Consider the following 21,164-nt stretch of genomic DNA (forward strand, 5'->3'; position numbering starts at 1 on the left):
ACCGTCTGCGCCACCAAGTGATTCGTCGAGAAGTGCCGCGAAATCGTCGCGGGTCGGGTTTGGCGAAGTTGCCATAGGTTAGAGTTTCCTTACGTACTTTTTGTCCGGCCAGCCGGTTGGTTCCGACGGTCTTTGACCAGAGTTGCCTTGACGCCCGAATAGCAGCAAAGCGTTCGTTTTAAGAGGGTAACGAAGAAACGTGCCTGTCACCCTGAACGTGCTTCAGGGTCTTACTGATGAAGGCCAATGCCATAGTAAGATGCCGAACCAAGTTCAGCATGACGCAGCTTTCCTGCGAAACGCCCCGCCACTTACTTCTGACGGAGTTTCGACTCCACCAAAGATATCGCAGCTTGAACGGCGTCGCCTATAGTCAAATCGCCGGTATCAAGCAATAGCGCGTCTTCGGCGGGTTTTAATGGGGCATCCAAGCGGCCCATATCGCGTTCGTCGCGGGCACGGATGTCGGCGAGGATATCCGCAAACGGGACATTGATGCCCTGCCGTTGCATTTCATCGTGGCGTCGCCGTGCGCGGATCTCTGCAGGGGCGGTAACGAACAGCTTTACCGCAGCATGCGGCGCAATGACCGTGCCGATATCGCGGCCGTCAAGCAATGCCCCGCCGGGTTGATTGGCGAAATCCACCTGCCGCTTGTTAAGTGCGGCACGCACGTCGGGGTGGATGGACACACGGCTTGCAAGGCCGCCAACCTCCTCGTTCCGCAGAACCGGATCATCAAGAATGCTTTCGGGAAAGCCACATCCAGCCAAAGCGTCCGCCGGATCGTCGGGGTTGCCCTTACGCAATTGGACGTGCCTGCCTACCGCGCGGTAGAGCAGGCCCGTGTCCAAAAACGGCAACCCGAAATGCGCCGCCAATGCCTTTGCCAAAGTGCCTTTGCCCGAGGCAGTTGGCCCGTCAACGGCGATAATCATTTCGCTGCGTCTGCGTCAGCAGGGCGCGTCATCAGCGCCTTAATAATGCCAAAAAGCGCAATTGCCATCCAGACGACTTCCAAAACCATCGTCGGAAGATTGAAATTTACCGTCAACGATATGGTTAGCAACGCCACGCCAAGGAAGTTTGCCGCATTGAACCACAAGGCGTTCATCTGCTTCGTGAGGTTGCTATAGGTGAAAGCTGCCACGATGAAAAAGCTGCCAGCGAAGCCGACAAGATCCGCGGCGAAGAGCGACAGATATTCGGTCAATGCTGCGCCTGCAGATTTTTTAGAATGTCTTCAAATGTCGGAAAACTAGTCGCGATAGGCGATACGTCGTCAACGGTGACCGCGTGATAGCAATTCTGCCCTGCCACCGCGAAACTCATCGCGATGCGGTGGTCCAGTGCACTTGTCACGGTCGCGCTGCCTTCTAAGGGTTCGCCGCCGCTGCCTTCTATGATGAGCCCATCTTCACGCTCTTCAACCTGCGCACCAATGGCTCTGAGGCCAGTCGCCATGAGCGCAAGGCGGTCGGATTCTTTGACGCGCAGTTCGTCCAGCCCGCTCGTCGTCGTCCGGCCTTGTGCCATACTAGCGGCGACGAAGAATACCGGAAATTCATCAATCATGCTTGGCGCAACGTCGGGCGGCACGTTGATGCCGCGCAAAACCGAGTGCCGCGCGGTGATGTCGGCCACTGGCTCGCCGCCGACTTCGCGTTCGTTGGAATAGGTAAGGTCAGCGCCCATCGCCCGTAGCATCTTATACATGCCGGTGCGGGTCGGGTTCATGCCGACATGGGTAACGGTCACTTCGCTGCCTGGCGTAATCAAAGCGGCGACCACGAAGAACGCGGCTGACGAAGGGTCGCCGGGAACCTCAATTTGCTGCGGCTTCAGCTCTGCCTCACCCATCAACCGAATATGGCGCACGCCATCTGCACCGACATCGACCGTTAAATCTGCACCAAAACCGCGCAACATCCGTTCGCTATGGTCGCGGGTGGGCACTGGCTCGATGACTTCGGTGATGCCCGCAATGTTTAACCCCGCCAGCAAGACGGCGCTTTTGACTTGCGCAGAGGCCACCGGCAGGCGGTAGCTAATCGGTATGGCGGGCACCAGTCCTCGCACCATCAGCGGCAGCATCCCGCCGGGGCTCGCCGAAAACTCGGCGCCCATTTGGCTAAGCGGATCAATCACGCGGCCCATGGGGCGTTTGGACAGGCTTGCATCGCCAATGAACGTCGCGGTTAGCCGGTGGCTGGCGACCAGCCCCATCAATAACCGCGTGGAGGTGCCGCTGTTACCCATGTCCAGCGCACCAGAAGGCTGCATGAGGCCACCGACGCCAACGCCGTGCACTGTCCAACTGCCTTCGCCGTTCCGTTCAATATGTGCGCCCATTGCCCGCATGGCGGCGGCAGTGGCCAAAACGTCTTCGCCCTCAAGCAAGCCAGAGATATTGCTTGTCCCCACTGCAAGTGCGCTCAACATAAGAGCGCGATGTGAGATGGATTTGTCGCCAGGAACCTTAAGCGTGCCGCGTAACGGGCCGCTTGGCTGGAAACTGCCGGAACGAGATTGCGCACTGTACATGATGTTTTTCGCTTTGCGGATGATGCGCGATCAAGTCAACGACCACAGTAATTTTTGACAGCGGCGCGTCGCTGTGGCAAAGGCCGCGCCAATTGACGGTGATTCACAGACGTGGATTGCCTTTCCAAGCCAGTTTAAAAAGGATTTAAGGCCGCCATGATCAAGTCTGAATGGGGAACCAAGCGCACTTGCCCGAAATGTGGCGTTCGTTTTTATGATCTGACCAAGGATGAGCCGGTTGAATGCATCGAATGCGGCAACCAGTGGACGCCAGAGCCAGTTCTGAAATCGAAGCAGCCAATGCCGTTTGAAGAAGTCGAAAAGAAAAAAGACGACTGTGATCTGGCCGATGACGATCTCGACATTGACGTCGATGCTGTCGACGGCGACGTTTCGCCAGACAATGATGTTGACTTGGGTGGTGACGAAGATCTTGGCGTTGCCGGCACCGAAGGCGAACCTGACGACATCTAATCTTCGCGCTTGATATATATAGGAGCGCCCGCTAGTGGCGCTCCTCACCAAGGCCGCTTCTGGGCGGCTATATGGGGCCTTAGCTCAGCTGGTAGAGCGCTACACTGGCAGTGTAGAGGTCAGGGGTTCGACTCCCCTAGGCTCCACCAACCTTCGACACACGTCATGCTGAACTTGTTTCAGCATCCATTTGCAAGCTTCGACCGTAGGGTTGAGATGCACGATGGACCCTGAACCGATTTCAGGGTGACGATATTGGGTAGCTAACCCGACACTGGCCAAAACCGGCATTCTCCCCTAAAGGCCAATTATGCATTTTCTTGACCAAGCTAAGATTTTTGTCCGTTCTGGCGCAGGTGGCCCCGGGGCTGTCAGCTTTCGGCGCGAGAAATATGTTCAATATGGCGGCCCTGATGGCGGCAATGGCGGCAAGGGTGGTGATGTCATTTTTGAAGCTGTGGCCGGCCTGAACACGCTTATCGACTTTCGCTATGCACAGCATTTCAAAGCCATGCGCGGTATTCAAGGCATGGGCCGAGACCGCCATGGCGCATATGGCGACGAACTCGTCATTCAGGTTCCAGTTGGAACGCAGGTGCTTGCCGATGATGAGGAGCGCACGCTTTTGTTTGACCTTACCGCGGTAGGGCAGCGCGTTGTGTTCCTGCGCGGCGGTGATGGCGGTCGCGGTAATGCTTCGTATAAAAGCTCGACAAACCGGGCTCCGCGTGAACATGGCCCAGGCTGGCCTGGCGAAGAAATGTATGTTTGGTTGCGGCTGAAACTGCTGGCCGATGCCGGTCTTGTCGGTATGCCGAACGCGGGCAAATCGACATTCATCAACCAAGTGTCGAATACCAAAGCGAAGGTCGGCGATTATCCGTTCACGACCACGCGTCCGCAATTGGGTGTCGTGGACCATAAATCGCGCGAGTTCGTGCTTGCCGATATTCCCGGGCTTATTGCCGGCGCCGCGGAAGGTGTTGGCATTGGCGACCGTTTCTTGGGGCATATCGAACGCTGCCGCATTCTCATTCACTTGATTGACGCGACGCAGGATGACCCCGTTGATGCGTGGCATGTCGTGTGTGCAGAATTGAGTGAATATGGCGCAGCACTTGATGAAAAGCCGCAAATTGTTGCGCTCAATAAGGGCGATTTGCTGGATCCGGAATTGATGGCCGATATCGCACAGCAGCTTCATGCCGCTGGCGCGAAAGATGTTATCGCGATTTCGGGCGCAACGGGCCAAGGCGTTGATCTTGTACTCGACCGGATTTTGGAGGCGCTGCCTGCCAAAAGCGGCATCGAAGGCGCGAAAGCCGACGGCATTTCCGAGGACGGGACATGGTCGCCAATCTGAACGCTGCCTTCCTGCCACTATCTTGCCCCTTATTGGTGGTGAAAGTCGGATCGTCGCTGTTGGTGCAGCCCGACGGCAAATTGCGGCAGGAATGGCTGCAAACGCTCGTCGCCGATATCAGCGCACGGCATAAGGCGGGGCAACGGATCATCATTGTGACGTCCGGCGCGATTGCGCTGGGTGCCCGCCGCTTGGGCTTTGACAAGGGTGGCCGCGCCAGCCTTGCCGATGCGCAGGCAGCTGCGTCTGTGGGGCAAATTGTGCTGTCTGGCATCTGGGCTGATTTGTTGGAAGCGCAGTCCTTGGCCGCAGCACAGATATTGGTCACGCTTGATGATCTTGAAGACCGCCGCCGCTATTTGAACATCGCCGCTACGTTGGACCGCCTGTTGGGGGCAGGCGCGGTGCCTGTAATCAACGAAAATGACAGCGTGGCCACCGAAGAAATTCGTTTTGGCGATAACGACCGTTTGGCCGCCCGTGTTGCGCAAGCAGCGGGTGCCGCTGGCGTGGTGTTGCTGTCCGACGTCGATGGCCTGTTCGACCGCGCGCCACATTTGCCCGACGCTATGTTGCTGCCAACCGTCGAGAAGATTGATGGCCGCGTGCGGGTGATGGTGGCCGAAGGTTCCTCCTCTGGCATGGGGTCGGGCGGGATGGCGTCCAAGCTTGATGCCGCCGACATTGCAACGCGCGCAGGGATTGGCCTTGTCATCGCATCGGGCCTGCGCGACCACCCGCTTTTGGCATTGGAGCAAGGTGGCGCAGCGACCTTCTTCGTCCCGCGTGAAGGGGCCAAGGCTCGCAAAAGCTGGCTCAGCGGGCGGCTAACGGTCAAGGGCCGCATCCGCATAGATCATGGTGCGGTTAAGGCGTTGAAAAACGGCAGCAGCTTGCTGCCCGCCGGCGCCTTGTCGGTTGAGGGCGAGTTTAAGCGCGGCGATGTCATAGACATTAGCGCCGATGACGATATTGCCATTGCGCGTGGACTTTCGGAATATGACGCGGTCGATGCCGCACGGATTTGCGGACATCGGTCAAGCGAGTTAGCGTCCATATTGGGGACTGTGCCGCGCTCCGTTCTTGTCCACCGCGATCAACTGGTTCTTCTGTGAAGACAGTTGCGCTGACGGGCGCGACGGGCTTTGTCGGGCGGATAACGCTTGACCGACTGCTTGCCGCTGGTTGGCATGTGCGCGCGTTGACGCGGCGCGACCAGCCCAAGAAAGCCGGGGTAACTTGGGTACATGGGCGCCTGGATGATGCCGCCAGCCTCATCGAATTATGCAAAGGGGCCGATGCCGTCTTACATGTCGCAGGCGTCGTAAACGCGCCCGATGCGGCAGGTTTTGAAAGCGGTAATGTGACGGGTACGAAACTTATGCTCGCTGCAGCAGCATCGGCAAGCATCGGTCGCTTCGTCCATGTTTCCTCACTCGCCGCCCGCCACCCTGCCTTGTCGATATACGGTGCCAGTAAAGCGAAAGCAGAATATTTGGTGCGCTGCTCCAAACTCGACTGGACCGTCATCCGTCCGCCGGGAGTCTACGGCCCCGGTGACACCGAAATGTTCGACATGTTTCGTATTGCTGCTAAAGGCTGGGCCTTGTTGCCGCCACGCGGACGCGTCTCCGTCATCCATGTCGATGATTTGGCGCGTTTGCTTGTGACATTGCTGTCGGCTTCTGATGTATCGAAGCGGGTTTTTGAGGCTGATGACTCTATGGTGGGCGGGTGGAGCCATGAAGCTTTTGCCAAGGCCATTGGCGCGGCAGTCGGACGCAAAATCACAACAGTGCACGCGCCGCGCTTTCTTCTAAATATTGCGGGATGGGCCGATCGGGCTATTCGGGGACCAAAGGCAAAGTTGACGCCGGATCGCGCCAATTATCTTGCGCATCCCGACTGGACCATTGACCCGGACGCCGCGCCAGCGCCCGAACTTTGGAAGCCGGAAATGGCCACACCAAAGGGGCTTCAGGACACAGTAACATGGTATCGCAAGCAAGGGTGGATGTAGCGCCTTGGCCTTGCCCTTTTGCCGCCTTATTCCCTTGCCATAGCGCCACGATATAGCGCAATAGTCGCAACCTATTTCGAGGATTTACGAATGACTGACCGAAGCGAAATGTTTGATCGCCTGAAGGGCTTGATTGCGCCATTTAACAAAAAAGGCGTTGATGTCAGTGAGACAACAACCTTTGCTGGCGACCTTGAATGGGACAGCCTGACCGTCATGGACTTTGTCGCGGAAGTCGAAGACAGCTTCGACATCATCATCAGCATGAATTTGCAGGCAGAGATCGAAAATGTCGGCCAGTTGGTCGATGCCGTGACCAAGCTAACCGCTGCCTAATTTTTTACGAGAGACGGTAATGACTGACTTATTTTCAAAATTTGACGCTTTAATCGCCCAGCGCGAAGGTCTGCTCGCCACTGGTGTGAAGGACCCGTTCAGCCTTGTGATGGAAGAGGTGAAGTCCCCAACCGTTGCCGTCGTCAATGGCAAGGAAACGATCCTGCTTGGCACCTATAATTATATGGGCATGACCTTTGATGATGATGTCATCGCGGCAGGCAAGAAAGCTTTGGACGAATTTGGCGCGGGCACCACGGGCAGCCGCGTTCTGAATGGTACGTTTCAGGGCCACAAGGAATGCGAAGACGCGTTGAAGGAATTTTACGGAATGGACCATGCGATGGTCTTTTCGACGGGCTATCAGGCCAATTTAGGCATTATCAGCACGATCGCGGGCAAGGGCGATTACATCATCCTCGATATCGACAGCCATGCGTCGATCTATGATGGCTGCAAAATGGGCGATGCCGAAATCGTTGCCTTCCGCCATAATGACGTGGAAGCGCTTGAGAAGCGCCTTAAGCGTTTGCCCGCCGATGCAGGCAAGTTGGTGGTGCTTGAGGGCGTCTATTCGATGCTTGGCGATGTTGCTCCTTTGAAGGAGATGATCCGCGTTTCGAAAGAAGCGGGCGCGATGATCTTGGTCGATGAAGCGCACTCGATGGGTTTCATTGGCGAAAATGGCCGGGGTGTTGCCGAAGAGCAAGGCGTGTTGGACGATGTTGATTTCATCATCGGCACATTCTCCAAATCTGTCGGCACGGTTGGCGGTTTCTGTGTGTCAAACCACCCGAAGTTCGAAATCATGCGGCTCGTGTGCCGCCCTTATGTGTTCACCGCCTCGCTTCCACCTTCGGTCGTCGCATGTTCCGCCGCGAGCATCCGCAAGCTGATGCACAATAGCAATAAGCGCGGGCATTTGTGGGAGAATTCGAAGAGCCTGCATCAGGGCCTGCGCGATTTGGGCTTCCAATTGGGCACACCCAATGCGCAAAGCGCGATCATTGCCGTGATCATGCCCGATCTGGAAAAGGGCGCGGCCATGTGGGCGGCGTTGCTTGAAAACGGGCTATATGTGAACTTGGCGCGGCCACCAGCGACACCAGCGGGCATGACCTTGCTGCGGTGTTCATTATGCGCCGAACATAGCAGCGAACAGGTCGCTGACATTCTCGACCGCTTCGAACGCGCGGGCAAAGCCGTAGGGATTATCTGACGGCTGGCCTATGACCAAGCTTGACCGGAATGCCCGGATATTGGCCGTAAGTTTCGCGGCCATGGCGGGCATGGTCGACGCCATCGGCTTTTTGGCTAGCGGCGGGTTTTTCCTGTCTTTTATGAGCGGCAATTCCACGCGCTTTAGCGTCGGTGTGGTCGAAGGCGCGCCCTATGTCGGCATGGTGTCGCTGTTGTTGTTAAGCTTTATCGGTGGCGTGGTTGCAGGGTCGCTTATTGGCCGCAAGAATATGCTCTCGCCGTCGCGGCGGCAGGCATATATCCTCATCATCATATCCATATTGCTGTTTGCCGCGCCTGTAATCGCAAGCTTCGAATTTCTGCTCTTTGGCCTTTGCCTCGCGGCATTTTGCATGGGTTTGGAAAACACGCTTTTTGAACGCGAGGGTTCGGTCTCTTTCGGGCTCACTTATATGACGGGCGCGTTGGTTAAGATTGGTCAGGGGCTTGCGACATTGATGAGCGGCGGCGCGCGGTTTGCGTGGGTGCCCTATCTTTTGCTATGGATTGGACTTGTCAGTGGCGCTGCTATCGGCGCGCTGCTGTTCGGTTTTTTCGGGCTTGATAGCCTGTGGTTGCCTGCCGGCTATGCCGGGGTCTTTGCGCTGCTGCTGTTGGCACAGGGCAAACGCATCATGCCCTAGCGCACCGCGCCTCTCGCCAAAAGCTTCGGCACCAGAAACAAAGCGGCGACTAAGGGCCATTTGCGCTGCCATGGCCGAATATGGATGTGCGTGCCTGCATGGCGGTTTATCTTCCACGCCAGATAATCGATCCCGCCAGCATAGGTGAACGCGGCCTTGCCAAGCCGTGCAATGGTCAACAGCTTGCCGCGCCGACGCAGGCCTGGCCATCGGTTTTTCTCGAGAGCAATTCTGCCATCGACATCAGGCAGCAGCACAATTTTGCCGCCGCGCAGTGCGTTGGCGATCTGCGTATGATGCAAGGCGGCAGCCCCGATGCGTTCGTAGCGTTCGGGGTCAAACGCGATCACCGACGATGGCCGGTCTTTACGTTCGGCGCGCAACTCGGCGCTATAGGTCATCTGAAACCCGGATTGCCATAAATCAAGCACATCAACCTCGCGTTCAACAAACGCCAGCGCCGCGTTCAACAACGTCGGGGCCGCGCCGCAGATAGCATTAACTGCGGATACCCGGGCAGCTGCGTCGGCACACCAAACCAGGCGTGACGGCTGTGCAAAGCGCGCCCACACCGATACAGCAGACGCGGCGGGCCGGTTAAGATCGTGGAAGTCTCTCTCGCTCAACACCGCGACTTTGGCGATTAGCTCATCATGCTGAAACGGGAAAACATTGGGCGGTAAACGGCGGTTCCAAGTCGCAAGCCACGTCTTACCATAAGCGGCCTGATAGTCCGAAACGATGAGATAGAAATCGAGCATTTCGCCCTGCAATTGTTCGGATCGCAAGCAAGAACCATAGAATAAGACAGCGCGCGCCGCATCGCCATATTGCGCGGCAATCTGCGCGGCAAAGTCGCAGACACCCGCTTGCGCTGGAACAGCCAGCTCTTCAGCCACAAGTTGCGTAAGCGAATGCATGTCGGGGGGTTTAGCCCTGTTCACCGCAGCTTGTTAAGCGGCAAGTTTGAGGAACGGTACAGGCGGCGTGGACCGAAGAACAATGGGGCTGCCCAAATAGGCCTCAAACACTTCGCCATCCAGAACAACACTACTTTGTTCACTATCGATACGAATGACATCACCTTGTTGGAAATGCACGCCTGTCATCGCTGTCTGTCCCAATTTACCACGCAGCGACGCCGCCATCATTTTCAGCATGGCCATTGGGGCTTGGTCAACCGCCAAAAACTTCATCAGCCCACGCTGCTTGCTGTTTCCGGCTTGCCCGCCAAGCAGCAATTTTTCGAGCGTCGTCACAATCAGCACCGCAAAAGTGCCCTGCAATTCTCCGTTGCGGATGAATGAGATGCTCACCGGCTTGGACCGTTCGGGCAGAAAGCTCGCCTTGACCCCGACAAAGGTTGAGAAAATCACGGCAATTGCGGTCAAAAAATGGCTTAGCCCGTTGGGCAGCCCCAAGGGATAGATTTTATGCCGACAATATAGGATTGTTTCGGCAAGACCCGCGCCGCCAAGAAACATTCCAAGAACCGGACGTGCGTCCTCGCTGCCGTCGCTCAGTGCGATAAGTTCGCGCACGACAATATGTTCGGACAGGTCGCCCTTTGCGACTTCCATGATCCGTGCGAGCGCTTCAAGCGGATCGCCCTCTACACCCAAATCTAGCGCAATCAGGTTTGTCTTGCCGTTTGGCAACACCGCAACCGGCGGCGGCGTGCCTTCAAAATGGCCGCCATGGTAAAGCTCGGTCAGCGCAGATTGAACAGTGCCGTCGCCGCCATTGATGACAAGCACCTTTGGCTTCACCCGGGCAATCATTTCCAGCGCTTTGGCAATCTGGCCCATTTCTTCGACTTCGTAATGGAAGATATCCGAGTTCTTGGCGCAATAGGTTCGAACCGCCGGCAACAGTGACCTGTTGCCAGTTGAATTGGGGTTCGAAAGGAGCGCCACTAAAGCCAAATATCGTCCTTACATATATTTCAGATTGACGGTGATCCGGGTGACGCCAGGCCCTGCTGCAAAAGCAACTTTGTGCACCGATGGCTTACCCAAATTCAGAATGCTTATGCTTGGATTGTTCGAAAATCCGCCGCCGTCTTGGGTGATGTCGGTTTTTCCGTTACCGTTGAGATCATGCCGGACGGCTATGCCGTATTTGCCTTCGGACGGCACGGGAATGCAAATATCCATGCCGCCTGCGCTTGCGCGGCTTTCAACGCGGTGCAGCCAACGGCCCTTGGCCAACCATGCGTCTGGGCTTGCGGGATAGGATTGGACCCTGATGTTGCCGCTCGGTACTTTTATGCCGCGCACGGAAACCAGCACCGCAGGACCATTGCCAGGTGCGCATCGCGAAAGGTCGTTGGTCAATTCTTGGCTCGCGGTTGCCGTGCCTGAAACCAGCACCAAACCAACCACAGCCAAAAGGGCGACATATTTCTTCATATTGAAACTCCTGGAATTTTATGTCCGATATCCCTGTTTTCGGTACAGCATCGATGTTGCCCCTGAACCTGGAAGCGTCTATCGGAGTAGTTTGCGGCCAAATTAGGGTGACAGGGCGACCATAAGTTGAAATTTATCACTGCCACTGACCGTTATATCTTCCGGCGCGTGATGTTACCGTTGCTTGCCACGCTGGCAATTGCGGCATCTTTGCTGTTGCTGGAAAAGATGCTGAACCTTTTCGACTTTGTCGCGGCAGAGGGCGGACCTGTCAGCGTCGTATGGCGCATGCTCGCCAACCTGATACCTGAATATCTGTCACTGGGTATCCCTATTGGCTTGTTGCTTGGTATCTTATTGGCCTTCCGAGGCCTAGCAACGTCCTCAGAACTCGACATTTTCCGCGCCGTTGGCATGAGTTATTTCCGGCTTCTGCGCGTTCCGTTCCTGTTGGCCATTGCACTTGCCGCTGTTAACTTTACCATTGTGGGATTCTTGCAGCCAAGCGCGCGCTACCTTTATGAAGAACTGCGCTTTGAACTTCGATCAGGCGCCTTTGGTGCAAAGGTGCGGGTGGGTGAGTTCAACAATGTTGGCAAAAATCTGACCGTGCGTATCGATGAGAGCAAAAATAATGGCAATGAATTGTCGGGTATGTTTGTCTTCGCACAAAGCAACAATGGTCAAACTATCGCAGTGACGGCTGAAAAAGGGCAGTTTTTGCGCACGGACGATCCCGACACAATATTATTACGTTTGCAAAAAGGGACGCTTGTCCACGATGCGCCGAGCTACAAATCGCCGCGCTTGTTAAGCTTTACCAGCCATGACGTGCCGATCCCGCTGCCACAGATTGAGAATTTTCGGAATCGCGGCGGCAAAGACCGCGAATATTTGATTACCGAGTTGGTGCACATCGGTGGCGATGCGCAAAAACCTGCGTCGGAACGTAATCAGGCCTGGGCCAATTTCCATTTCCGCCTTGTCGAGGTCGCAATGATGCTGTTGCTGCCGTTTTTGGCGCTTGCACTGGCCATTCCGCCAAAGCGGTCAACCTCGGCACTTGGGGTGTTTTTGTCGATTGTGATGGTGGTAACCTATCACAAGATCAACGAATATGCCGAAAGCGTCGGCGGCATGGGCGTCGTTGACCCGTTCTTTGCTTTATGGGTGCCCTTCCTGTTATTTGCTGGCCTCATCCTATGGATGTATCATGTGATCGCGCATGTGCCGGGTGGGCAGCCTATCGGTGCACTTGAAGTGTTCGCGTCGAAGGCCGGAAAATGGTTAAAGCGCTTATTCCGCTTTGGCCGCAAATCTCGGTTGGCAACCTTAGGCATGCCAGCGCCTCAGGCGGAGCCATAACGGATGCATTTCTTCCCTTCGCGCAACATCACCATGTACATGGCCAAGTTGTTTATCATCCGCAGTTTCGCCGTGCTTACGATGCTTGTCCTTATACTGATGACGCTGGATTTGCTGGGCGAAAGCGGCAAGATATTGGCCGTTCCCGGAAATGACCAAGGCGATGTTCTGCAGTATATTTCGATGCGCGCGCCACAAATCATTGCCCGATTTTTGCCATTTTCTGCCTTGCTCGGAACGTTGATTGCATTTGCCGGGCTAAGCCAGAACAGCGAAGTCGTTGCCATGAAAGCAGCCGGCCTATCGGCGCATCAGATATTAGCGCCGATGTTTGTCGCAAGCCTTGGCGTTGCGCTTATTTCTTTTGTCTTCAACGATGCTGTAGTCGCGCCAAACACGGCCCGCCTGAAGGTTTGGCAAGCGGCAGAATATGGCGCGGTTGCGCCCAATAGTGACGCGCGAAATAATGTGTGGGTGCGCGAGGGCAATGATCTTATCAAAGCGGGCAATGTGGTTGGATCAGGCGATGACACTGTGCTTGAAAATGTTCGTATTTATCTGCGCGCAAATGGCGGATTACGGCAAGTCGTGACTGCGACGCAGGCGCGCTATACTGGCGACGCATGGCAACTGGAAAACGCAAACTCGTTTGATGTTGCCACGACTACAGAAACCAAGCCGGGCAATTTGATAATCGGCAGGGGCATTACGCCTGACCGATTTAACTATGTCAAAGTGGATGGCGACAGCTTGGCCTTCCTGCCGCTGATGCGCGCGATTGACGATTTAAAAGCCGCTGGTCGCCATACAGACAATCTGGAAGGCATTTTGTGGCATAAGCTTTCGGGACCGTTGTCGACGCTGTTGATGCCTTTGCTTGGCGCGGTTGCGGCCTTTGGCCTTGCCCGTTCGGGCGCACTTTTCCTGAGGGCCGTTATCGGTATGGCATTGGGCTTTACCTACTTTGTCGCTGATAATTTCGCCCTCGCAATGGGGAATCTGGGCGCGTACCCGCCCTGGATTGCGGCATGGGGTCCGTTCTTGTTATTCTTCTTGATAGGCGAAACCGTTTTGGTTCGTACCGAAGAATAAGGACCGCGCGCTGCATAGAGTTTCAGGGATACAGAATGACACAGATTAATATTCGCCCAGTTGTGACGATGGCCGATAAAAAGACATTTGTTGATCTGCCTTTTCGCTTGTATGCGGGCGATCCCAATTGGGTACCGCCGCTAAAAAGCGATGTGATGGCAACTATCACACCGGGAAAAAACCCTTGGTTTGGCCATGGTGAGGCGCAGCTTTACCTTGCCGAGCGCGCTGGCCGTATCGTTGGCCGCATCTCCGCACATATGGACCATCTCGCGCTGAAACAGCCGCCAGAACAAGGCATGGGGCCGGGCGTTGGCAATTGGGGCTTTTTTGAAGCGGAAGATTCTGACGTTGCGGGGCCGTTAATCGCTGCGGCAGAGGCGTGGCTGCACGACAAGAAAATGGTCCGTTCACTGGGGCCATTGAGCCTGTCGATCTGGGAGGAACCAGGGCTGCTGATTGACGGCCATGATCACCCACCCACTATACTCATGGGCTATCACAACCCGGCTTATGGCGCGTGGATTGAGGCGGCCGGTTATGCGGGTGTCAAAGACCTCTATACTTACCAAATCCCGATCGACGTGCCCTTTCCACCTTTGGTGCAACGCATCGTCGCGTCGGGCGAACGGAACGAACGCATTGTCATTCGCAAGGTGAACAAGAAAAATTTCGATGCCGAAGCCGCGATCATTCTGTCTATCTTGAACGACGCATGGAGCGGCAATTGGGGTTTTGTGCCGATCACAGATGCCGAGGTCGCCCATACTGGAAAGCAACTGAAACCCATCGTTTTCAACGATCTGATACGCATTGCGGAAGTCGATGGGGAACCTGTGGCCTTCATGATGACATGGCCCGATATTAACGAGAAGACGGGCACCTTCGGCGGGTCGTTGTTCCCGTTTAACTGGGCGAAACTGCTTTGGTGGCTCCGCGCGCCGAAGGTCCGGACAATGCGTGTGCCGTTAATGGGCGTGGTCAAGAAGCTACAATCGACCAGAATGGCGAGCCAGCTGGCCTTCATGCTGGTATCGCTGATCCGCGATTCATCGACGGCCGACTTTGGCGCAACGCGCGGCGAATTTGGTTGGGTGCTCGACGATAATGGTCCGATGAATTCCGTCGGCGAAGCCATTAATGGCAAGATTAATAAGGTATATCGTATTTACGAAAAGCAATTGTGATCAGCCGTTGCGCTCGAAACTGCGGTCTTTAGCGGATTGGTATGACCCGCGCCTATCGCCTGGATGCGCCGTCTGGGGCGATTGCGGAGGCCTTTGATGCAGCGCATGGTCCTGCTCCTTGGGGCGGCGGCGACTTGAGGCCTGGAGAGTTTGCACCAGTTATCGTGCGGTCCGCCAGAACATCGCAGCGTGTCATTCGGCCAATGGTCTGGGGCTATCCCGCCCCTAACAGCCTAAAGCCAAATGGGGAGGTGCAATGGGTGCCGACCGTCCGCAATGTGGAAAGCCCTTTCTGGATTGGCAATTTGCGGCATGTTGAATTGCGCTGCCTTGTGCCGGCAACGGCGATTATTCCAACGGCCAAGCGAAAGCCGGAGCGCCGCGATATCGAAGCTCCGCCCTTGTTCGCCATGGCAGGGATTTGGCGTGACCTGACGCACATGCCCGTCTTTGCGATCATAAGCGTTGATGACGCGGCAGAGCAGGGAAAACGCAGCACGCCGCTTATTCTCAAAGGGCCGCAGCAACAGGCTTGGCTGTCGGCGGATTGGAAGGATGCGTCGAAACTGCTGGAGCCACGTATCGCAGGGCGCGCCCCATGTGCGTAGTCTCGGTCGCTTGGAATGCGCATCCGCGTTGGCGTTTGGTGGTTGCGGGTAACCGCGACGAATATCATGCCCGCGACGCCGCACCCTTGGCAGCATGGGGCGATGCCCCTGCCATTATTGCGGGACGCGACATCTCATCCCAAGGCACATGGATGGGCGTAAGCCGCAATGGGCGCTTTGGCGTTGTGACCAATGTGCGAGACCCCGAAGGCCCGGATCCACAGAAAGCGTCGCGCGGTGCCTTGGTTACGGACTGGCTGACCAGCGGCGATGTGCCGGTGACGTTGGCTACGTTCAACCCGTTTAACCTGTTGATTGGCGATCAAGACGGTCTGCAATATCTGTCGAACCGTCCATTGGATCTTAAAATATCGTTGGGTGACGGGATCCACGGCCTTTCTAATGCCGTTAAAGGGGAAAAGTGGCCGCGCAAAGAGCGATTAAACCACGCGCTCCAGATATGGCTCGATGGCGCAGCGGACGATCCGGCGGTACTATTTGGCGATCTCGCAGATGCCCATGACCTGCCTGAAAACGCGCACCCCATTTTCATCCGCAATACAGTTTATGGCACGCGGTGCAGCACAATATTGGCGGTGGATCAGGATGGGGCAGGACATATACTGGAACGGCGTTTCGACATCACCGGCACATGCACGGGCGAAAGCGATATAGCCTTTCACTGGCACGGCTGAACGTTCGGAGGGAACAGCAGTTCCTCAATGGCGTTTGTACCTTCCTAACAGGAAAGGATGTGCCTTTGACCCAGACAGACAATAGCCGCCCCATCGGCGCCGCGCCTGAAACCTTCAACAGCGAATAAGACGATGAAGCCGCGCAGGCGCAGACAGTGCCCGACGATGCCATTCGTGGCATTACTGATCGCGCCTCTGCCCATGAAAGCAGGCACGGCGGGCCAAGCAACCCGGCACAGATCGACCCCGATGACGCACAGGACGTCGTTGACCATATGAACCAGATGGACCGCAGCGGACGGATCGACATGGACGCCTATCGCGGTGAGCGTAACGATGATGACGAACCAGAAACATTAGGAGAGGTAGCGCGGGAACCCGACGACGTCGACAGCCGCGGCAACCGACCCCGGAATAATTACTGACGCGAACCGGCTTTCCTGAGGCGTTGATGCGACATCCACACAAATGGATGGGCCCTTAATGGCGCGGTTCATGCTATCCCGTTTTGATCTGCGGCACATACCCAATGATTGCAGTCATCGGCAAGTCACCATAAATGTGCGGAAACAACGCGCCCCCGCGGGACACCACCCATTTGATCAGGGACTGCAATGGAGCGAGATCGACTTCAGCGATCACTAAACCGTCCTGCCCCGCAAAATGCTTTTCCAGCGTGCCCTGCACCTGATCCTGTGTCGATAAATGGATATAGCCGTCGGCAAGGTCCACGGGTGCGCCCTTAAACAGTCCGTCCGCTTCAAACTGCGCCCATTGCGCGGCGGTCAGTATTTTAAATGCGGTGCGCGGGTGCTTACTATCGTGCATCGGGCAGTCATGTCCAATTCAAACCTTGGTGGCAAGCGCTTAGGTCCACATCAGACCTAAAGCACCGTGACTTTAACACCGGTTGAGCCATGTATGTAAATCATGGTATCGTGCGGCGACGCCACCCGAGCATCAAGTTAAGGTGCCCGCTTTTACGTGGCATCCAGCTCGGTCGGTCGGTGGTCACGCGCAAAGGTCCAGTGCACTATGACTCGGTTTCTCTCGCTTACGTTGATGCTGTCTGTTGCCATTTTTGGGGGTGTCTGGACAGTATCTGGCACAGCCCCGATTGGCGGCGTCGCTGCCTTCGCCGCAAGTGCCGCCGACACCGAAACTGCGTCCTTTGGCATGTGCCACAGCGGCGGTGGCACCAACTGCGTCGTGGATGGCGACACGATTTGGTATCGCGGAACTAAGATCCGCATTGCCGATATTGATACGCCCGAAACCCATCAACCTAAATGCGCAGCGGAGGCAAAACTGGGCGCAGCGGCTACGCGGCGGATGCTTCAGCTGGTAAATGCTGGTCCCTTCACGCTGCAAAGCATCAACCGCGATGAAGATCGCTATGGCCGAAAATTGCGGGTCATTGCGCGCGGTGGGAAAAGCCTCGGCGAACTATTGGTCGAAGAAGGGCTTGCCCGATATTATAAAGGCGGTCGGCGCGGCTGGTGCTGACAAGCGCCCATCGCCGCCCGAGCCGCGCGACAATGGTCAAAAAAAGGCGGTCGACCACCCGAGCAGCAGCAAGCCATTAATCTCCTCAATCGCCGCGACAAGGCGCCATTCGGGCATGATATAGCGGTCGTCAAAGCCAATACCGGCATAACTTATCGTCGAAAAATACATAGCGGTCTCAAGATCCGCGACCGCGCCAAGGCCTTCATATAGAAAAGCGTAGAGCCAGCCCGCCACCATGGATAACCACAGTTAGGTGCACATTTAATCAATTAGACCGAAATTACACGGAGAGATTGCTTACTCCGCAGCAACCCCAGCTTGTTCAAACATGTCCATGCCGTCATTTTCCGCGGCGATGATTTCGCTGACGTCTTTCTTTTTGCGGTTGTCGAAGCTGCTCCATACTTGGCCCCATTCGCCGCGAGTCGACGCCTTGCTATATTCAGTAGCGCGGGTTTCGAAGAAGTTGGCGTGCTCGACACCATTCAGCAATGGTGCGAGCCATGGCAGCGGGTGGTCTTCGACCATATAGATTGGCTGAAAACCAAGCTGACCCAAGCGCCAATCGGCGATGTAGCGGATGTAGCGTTTGATTTCCTTTGCAGTCATGCCGGGAACTGGGCCCATTTCGAACGCGAGGTCGATGAAGTTATCTTCCAGACGGACGACCTTCTGACAGCAATCGATAATGTCTTCCTTCACCGATTTGGTGAGGCAGCCACGCTCGGCGCAGAATGCGTGGAACAGCTTGGTAATGCCTTCGCAGTGCAAGCTTTCATCGCGGACCGACCAGGATACGATTTGCCCCATGCCCTTCATCTTGTTGAAGCGCGGGAAGTTCATCAGCATCGCGAACGAAGCGAACAATTGCAACCCTTCGGTAAAGCCGCCGAACATGGCGAGCGTGCGGGCAATGTCTTCGTCGCTGTCGACGCCGAACTGGTGGATATAATCGACCTTGGCCGCCATTTCTTCATATTCGAGAAACGCCGAATATTCGGATTCGGGCATGCCGATGGTGTCGAGCAAGTGGCTGTACGCGGCGACGTGGACGGTTTCCATGTTGGAAAACGCGGTTAGCATCATCTTGACTTCCGTCGGCTTGAACACGCGGCCGTAATTTTCGTGGTAGCAATTCTGCACCTCGATATCGGCTTGTGTGAAGAAGCGGAAAATCTGCGTGAGCAGGTTGCGCTCGTGATCCGAGAGCTTCTGTGCCCAATCGCGGCAATCTTCGCCCAAGGGTACTTCTTCGGGCAACCAATGGATCTGCTGCTGGCGTTTCCAGAAGTCATAAGCCCATGGATATTCAAAGGGCTTGTAGCTATTGCGTGCTTCTAACAATGACATATCTGTCTCCTTGGACCTAAATTTTATAACTTCGAAGTGTTATCTGGGTGCCTTATTGGCAGGCCAAACACTCTTCATAATCGGTTTGCGCCGCAAGCTCGATGACCGGGGCTTCGGCGGTATTATCTGCTTCAACACCGCCGGCAAAACCAGCGCGTTGGATCGATTTCGAACGCAGATAATATAGCGATTTTACGCCCAATTCCCATGCGCGGAAGTGCAGCATGAGAAGGTCCCATTTTTCCACATCGGCGGGAATGTAGAGGTTCAGCGACGTTGCCTGGTCGATATAAGGCGTGCGGTCAGCGGCGAGCTCAATCAACCAACGCTGGTCAATTTCAAAGCTAGTTTTGAACGTGTCCTTTTCCTCGGGTGTGAGGAAATCGAGATGCTGCACGCTTCCGCCCTTTTCAAGGATGCTGTTCCAGACATTGGTCGAATCCTTCGACTTTCCCTGAAGCAGTTTTTCCAGATACGGGTTCTTGACGATGAAGCTGCCTGACAAGGTCTTGTGCGTGTAGATATTGGCCGGGATTGGTTCAATACAAGCGCTTGTGCCGCCGCAGATGATCGAAATCGATGCCGTTGGCGCGATGGCCATCTTGCACGAGAACCGCTCCATGACGCCCATTTCTTCGGCATCGGGGCAGGCACCGCGTTCGTTGGCGAGCATCATCGATGCCTCGTCGACTTGCGCTCGGATATGCTTGAAGAACTTCATATTCCACGATTTGGCGAGCGCGCTTTCAAAACCAACGCCGCGTGACTGCAGGAAGCTGTGATAGCCCATGACGCCAAGGCCAATTGAGCGTTCACGACCCGCAGAATATTTTGCACGCGACATTTCATCAGGCGCGCGATCAATGAAGTCCTGCAGCACATTGTCGAGCATGCGCATCACGTCTTCGATGAAGACCTTGTCGTCCTTCCACTCGTCCCATGTTTCCAGGTTGAGCGACGACAGGCAGCAAACGGCTGTCCGGTCATTACCCAAATGGTCGCGACCAGTGGGTAAGGTGATTTCCGAACACAGGTTCGAAGTCGATACTTTAAGGCCGAGATCACGGTGATGCTTTGGCATCGCGTTGTTCACGGTGTCGCTGAAGATGATATATGGCTCGCCTGTTGCAAGACGGGTTTCGACAAGCTTCTGGAACAAGGACCGTGCATCGACCGTGCTGCGCACTTCGCCCGTCTTTGGGCTGCGCAGGTTGAATTCTTCGCCAGCGCGCACCGCTTCCATAAACTCGTCGGAAAGCAGGACGCCATGGTGCAGGTTCAACGCCTTACGGTTGAAGTCGCCCGATGGCTTGCGGATTTCGAGGAACTCTTCGATTTCTGGGTGGCTGACGTCGAGATAGCATGCCGCCGAGCCGCGACGCAGCGAGCCTTGCGAAATCGCAAGTGTCAGGCTGTCCATCACGCGGACGAAAGGAATGATGCCGCTCGTCTTGCCGTTCAGGCCAACGGGCTCACCAATGCCACGGACATTGCCCCAATAGGTGCCGATGCCGCCGCCGCGCGACGCAAGCCAGACATTTTCATTCCATGTGTTGACGATGCCTTCAAGGCTGTCGTCGACCGAATTCAAATAGCAGCTGATGGGCAGGCCACGACCCGTTCCGCCGTTCGACAATACAGGCGTTGCCGGCATGAACCAAAGACGGGAGATATAATCATACAGACGCTGCGCGTGCGCTTCGTCATCGGAATAGGCCGATGCAACGCGCGCAAACAGGTCTTGGTAGCTCTCGCCTGGCAACAAATACCGGTCCTGCAACGTGTCCTTGCCAAACTCGGTCAGCAACGCGTCACGCGACGAATCGGTGACCACATTAAAACGGCGCGCGTCAACAGTATTGCTGGAGGCACCTTTCTTGGTTTCAGCTATCTCCGCTTTCGCCGCCTGAGCTGCCTTTTCAAGCACATCTGTCATCATTCCTGCTGTCATGTCGTCGGCCCCTTGGCCTGCGTCCCTGAAATCCATTTTAACCTGTAGCTCCATTCATTGCGGCAACCCCAAGCTGATTGCCGGTTACCCGGCATTCAGCGACCTGCTGTATCTTCACGGAAACCTATGTTCCCATATTGTTCGACTCAGGGCGCGAAACTCCCTCTTAGCATTCTTTGGCCTTAGTAAGGGGGGGGGTATTTTAACTTGTCCCCAGCTTATCGACGGGAAAAAATCCCCCGCCAACAGAATTGCATCCTGCAGCTTGAAGCACAAATTGTGGTAACGCCCCTTATTGCCAACCGCTACCTATAGTGCCTTATTCATTTTGAGACGCAAGAGGGTAAATTGAAAATTAGGACCTCAACTCGTCGCT

At 55.7% G+C, this 21,164-nt stretch carries 24 protein-coding genes and 1 tRNA gene; 15 read left to right on the forward strand and 10 right to left on the reverse strand.

All coding sequences use genetic code 11. The features are described 5' to 3' along the window. Positions 1–311: 311 nt before the first annotated feature. From QE270_RS08895 to aroA, 3 genes are read right to left on the reverse strand one after another with little or no spacing between them, the layout of a single operon-like run. Positions 312–938, reverse strand: a complete 627-nt coding sequence (locus QE270_RS08895) for a d(CMP) kinase (protein ID WP_300038277.1) — start codon at positions 936–938, stop codon at positions 312–314. After that, a complete protein-coding gene (locus QE270_RS08900; protein WP_300038280.1) occupies positions 935–1,213 on the reverse strand; it encodes a hypothetical protein in 279 nt (92 codons plus the stop codon). The genes QE270_RS08895 and QE270_RS08900 overlap by 4 nt, the downstream gene beginning before the upstream one ends. Beyond that, positions 1,210–2,544, reverse strand: a complete 1,335-nt coding sequence (gene aroA / locus QE270_RS08905; protein ID WP_300038283.1) for a 3-phosphoshikimate 1-carboxyvinyltransferase — start codon at positions 2,542–2,544, stop codon at positions 1,210–1,212. The genes QE270_RS08900 and aroA overlap by 4 nt, the downstream gene beginning before the upstream one ends. Before the next feature lie 156 nt (positions 2,545–2,700). On the opposite strand from aroA, the gene QE270_RS08910 reads away from it, so the two are divergent. The 8 genes from QE270_RS08910 (at position 2,701) to QE270_RS08945 (ending at position 8,620) form a co-directional block, all read left to right on the forward strand. After that, positions 2,701–3,018 carry an FYDLN acid domain-containing protein gene (locus tag QE270_RS08910; RefSeq protein ID WP_300038285.1) on the forward strand — a complete coding sequence of 106 codons (318 nt, stop codon included), beginning with the start codon at positions 2,701–2,703 and terminating at the stop codon, positions 3,016–3,018. Between the two features lie 73 nt (positions 3,019–3,091). Further along, positions 3,092–3,167: transfer RNA gene (locus tag QE270_RS08915), tRNA-Ala, on the forward strand. A 161-nt stretch (positions 3,168–3,328) separates the two neighbouring features. Further along, positions 3,329–4,381, forward strand: coding sequence for a GTPase ObgE (obgE, locus tag QE270_RS08920; RefSeq protein ID WP_300038288.1), 1,053 nt, complete (start codon positions 3,329–3,331; stop codon positions 4,379–4,381). Then, positions 4,366–5,496: a glutamate 5-kinase gene (proB, locus tag QE270_RS08925; RefSeq protein ID WP_300038291.1), complete on the forward strand. Its 1,131-nt coding sequence runs from the start codon at positions 4,366–4,368 to the stop codon at positions 5,494–5,496. Before obgE ends, proB begins: the two co-directional genes overlap by 16 nt. Continuing rightward, positions 5,493–6,401 carry an NAD(P)H-binding protein gene (locus tag QE270_RS08930; protein WP_300038293.1) on the forward strand — a complete coding sequence of 303 codons (909 nt, stop codon included), beginning with the start codon at positions 5,493–5,495 and terminating at the stop codon, positions 6,399–6,401. The genes proB and QE270_RS08930 overlap by 4 nt, the downstream gene beginning before the upstream one ends. Positions 6,402–6,491: 90 nt before the next feature. Further along, positions 6,492–6,737: an acyl carrier protein gene (locus QE270_RS08935; protein WP_300038296.1), complete on the forward strand. Its 246-nt coding sequence runs from the start codon at positions 6,492–6,494 to the stop codon at positions 6,735–6,737. 19 nt (positions 6,738–6,756) lie between these two features. Then, positions 6,757–7,956 carry an aminotransferase class I/II-fold pyridoxal phosphate-dependent enzyme gene (locus QE270_RS08940; protein ID WP_300038299.1) on the forward strand — a complete coding sequence of 400 codons (1,200 nt, stop codon included), beginning with the start codon at positions 6,757–6,759 and terminating at the stop codon, positions 7,954–7,956. A gap of 10 nt (positions 7,957–7,966) precedes the next feature. Next, on the forward strand, positions 7,967–8,620 hold the full coding sequence (locus tag QE270_RS08945) for a YoaK family protein (RefSeq protein ID WP_300038302.1): 654 nt from the start codon (positions 7,967–7,969) through the stop codon (positions 8,618–8,620). On the opposite strand, the gene QE270_RS08950 is transcribed toward QE270_RS08945, so the two are convergent. Genes QE270_RS08950 through QE270_RS08960 form a run of 3 tightly spaced genes read right to left on the reverse strand, consistent with a single transcriptional unit; the run spans position 8,617 to position 11,031 of the window. Next, entirely contained in the window at positions 8,617–9,540 is a 924-nt protein-coding gene (locus QE270_RS08950; RefSeq protein ID WP_300038305.1) for a hypothetical protein, read from the reverse strand. The genes QE270_RS08945 and QE270_RS08950 overlap by 4 nt on opposite strands. Positions 9,541–9,573: 33 nt before the next feature. After that, positions 9,574–10,545, reverse strand: a complete 972-nt coding sequence (locus QE270_RS08955) for a diacylglycerol kinase family protein (RefSeq protein WP_300038308.1) — start codon at positions 10,543–10,545, stop codon at positions 9,574–9,576. Positions 10,546–10,554: 9 nt separating this feature from the next. Then, entirely contained in the window at positions 10,555–11,031 is a 477-nt protein-coding gene (locus QE270_RS08960; RefSeq protein WP_300038311.1) for a DUF2141 domain-containing protein, read from the reverse strand. A gap of 126 nt (positions 11,032–11,157) precedes the next feature. On the opposite strand from QE270_RS08960, the gene QE270_RS08965 reads away from it, so the two are divergent. The 6 genes from QE270_RS08965 (at position 11,158) to QE270_RS08990 (ending at position 16,403) form a co-directional block, all read left to right on the forward strand. After that, entirely contained in the window at positions 11,158–12,396 is a 1,239-nt protein-coding gene (locus tag QE270_RS08965; protein ID WP_300038314.1) for an LptF/LptG family permease, read from the forward strand. Between the two features lie 3 nt (positions 12,397–12,399). Further along, a complete protein-coding gene (gene lptG, locus QE270_RS08970) occupies positions 12,400–13,488 on the forward strand; it encodes an LPS export ABC transporter permease LptG (RefSeq protein WP_300038317.1) in 1,089 nt (362 codons plus the stop codon). 35 nt (positions 13,489–13,523) lie between these two features. Continuing rightward, positions 13,524–14,675 carry an N-acetyltransferase gene (locus QE270_RS08975; protein ID WP_300038320.1) on the forward strand — a complete coding sequence of 384 codons (1,152 nt, stop codon included), beginning with the start codon at positions 13,524–13,526 and terminating at the stop codon, positions 14,673–14,675. A 41-nt stretch (positions 14,676–14,716) separates the two neighbouring features. Continuing rightward, positions 14,717–15,283 (forward strand): DUF159 family protein, encoded by a 567-nt coding sequence (locus QE270_RS08980; RefSeq protein ID WP_300038322.1) that lies wholly within the window; start codon positions 14,717–14,719, stop codon positions 15,281–15,283. Further along, positions 15,274–15,978 carry an NRDE family protein gene (locus tag QE270_RS08985; RefSeq protein ID WP_300038325.1) on the forward strand — a complete coding sequence of 235 codons (705 nt, stop codon included), beginning with the start codon at positions 15,274–15,276 and terminating at the stop codon, positions 15,976–15,978. The genes QE270_RS08980 and QE270_RS08985 overlap by 10 nt, the downstream gene beginning before the upstream one ends. A gap of 155 nt (positions 15,979–16,133) precedes the next feature. After that, the gene (locus tag QE270_RS08990; protein ID WP_300038328.1) at positions 16,134–16,403 is read left to right on the forward strand and encodes a hypothetical protein; all 270 of its coding nucleotides are present in this window, start codon (positions 16,134–16,136) and stop codon (positions 16,401–16,403) included. A gap of 73 nt (positions 16,404–16,476) precedes the next feature. On the opposite strand, the gene QE270_RS08995 is transcribed toward QE270_RS08990, so the two are convergent. Further along, on the reverse strand, positions 16,477–16,806 hold the full coding sequence (locus QE270_RS08995) for a DUF952 domain-containing protein (RefSeq protein ID WP_300038331.1): 330 nt from the start codon (positions 16,804–16,806) through the stop codon (positions 16,477–16,479). A 207-nt stretch (positions 16,807–17,013) separates the two neighbouring features. Here QE270_RS08995 and QE270_RS09000 point away from each other — a divergent pair, with 207 nt between their 5' ends. Next, positions 17,014–17,484, forward strand: coding sequence for a thermonuclease family protein (locus tag QE270_RS09000; RefSeq protein ID WP_300038334.1), 471 nt, complete (start codon positions 17,014–17,016; stop codon positions 17,482–17,484). A 36-nt stretch (positions 17,485–17,520) separates the two neighbouring features. Here the strand turns inward: QE270_RS09000 and QE270_RS09005 are convergent, their stop codons facing one another. The 3 genes from QE270_RS09005 to QE270_RS09015 form a co-directional block, all read right to left on the reverse strand. Continuing rightward, positions 17,521–17,721: an ion channel gene (locus QE270_RS09005; RefSeq protein ID WP_300038337.1), complete on the reverse strand. Its 201-nt coding sequence runs from the start codon at positions 17,719–17,721 to the stop codon at positions 17,521–17,523. A gap of 63 nt (positions 17,722–17,784) precedes the next feature. Beyond that, the gene (locus tag QE270_RS09010) at positions 17,785–18,837 is read right to left on the reverse strand and encodes a ribonucleotide-diphosphate reductase subunit beta (protein ID WP_300038340.1); all 1,053 of its coding nucleotides are present in this window, start codon (positions 18,835–18,837) and stop codon (positions 17,785–17,787) included. A 52-nt stretch (positions 18,838–18,889) separates the two neighbouring features. Continuing rightward, positions 18,890–20,824 (reverse strand): ribonucleoside-diphosphate reductase subunit alpha, encoded by a 1,935-nt coding sequence (locus tag QE270_RS09015; RefSeq protein ID WP_300038343.1) that lies wholly within the window; start codon positions 20,822–20,824, stop codon positions 18,890–18,892. Positions 20,825–21,164 lie beyond the last annotated feature (340 nt).

Origin of the sequence: Sphingorhabdus sp. (assembly GCF_029865925.1) — a bacterium.
Taxonomy (GTDB): Bacteria; Pseudomonadota; Alphaproteobacteria; order Sphingomonadales; family Sphingomonadaceae; genus Sphingorhabdus_B.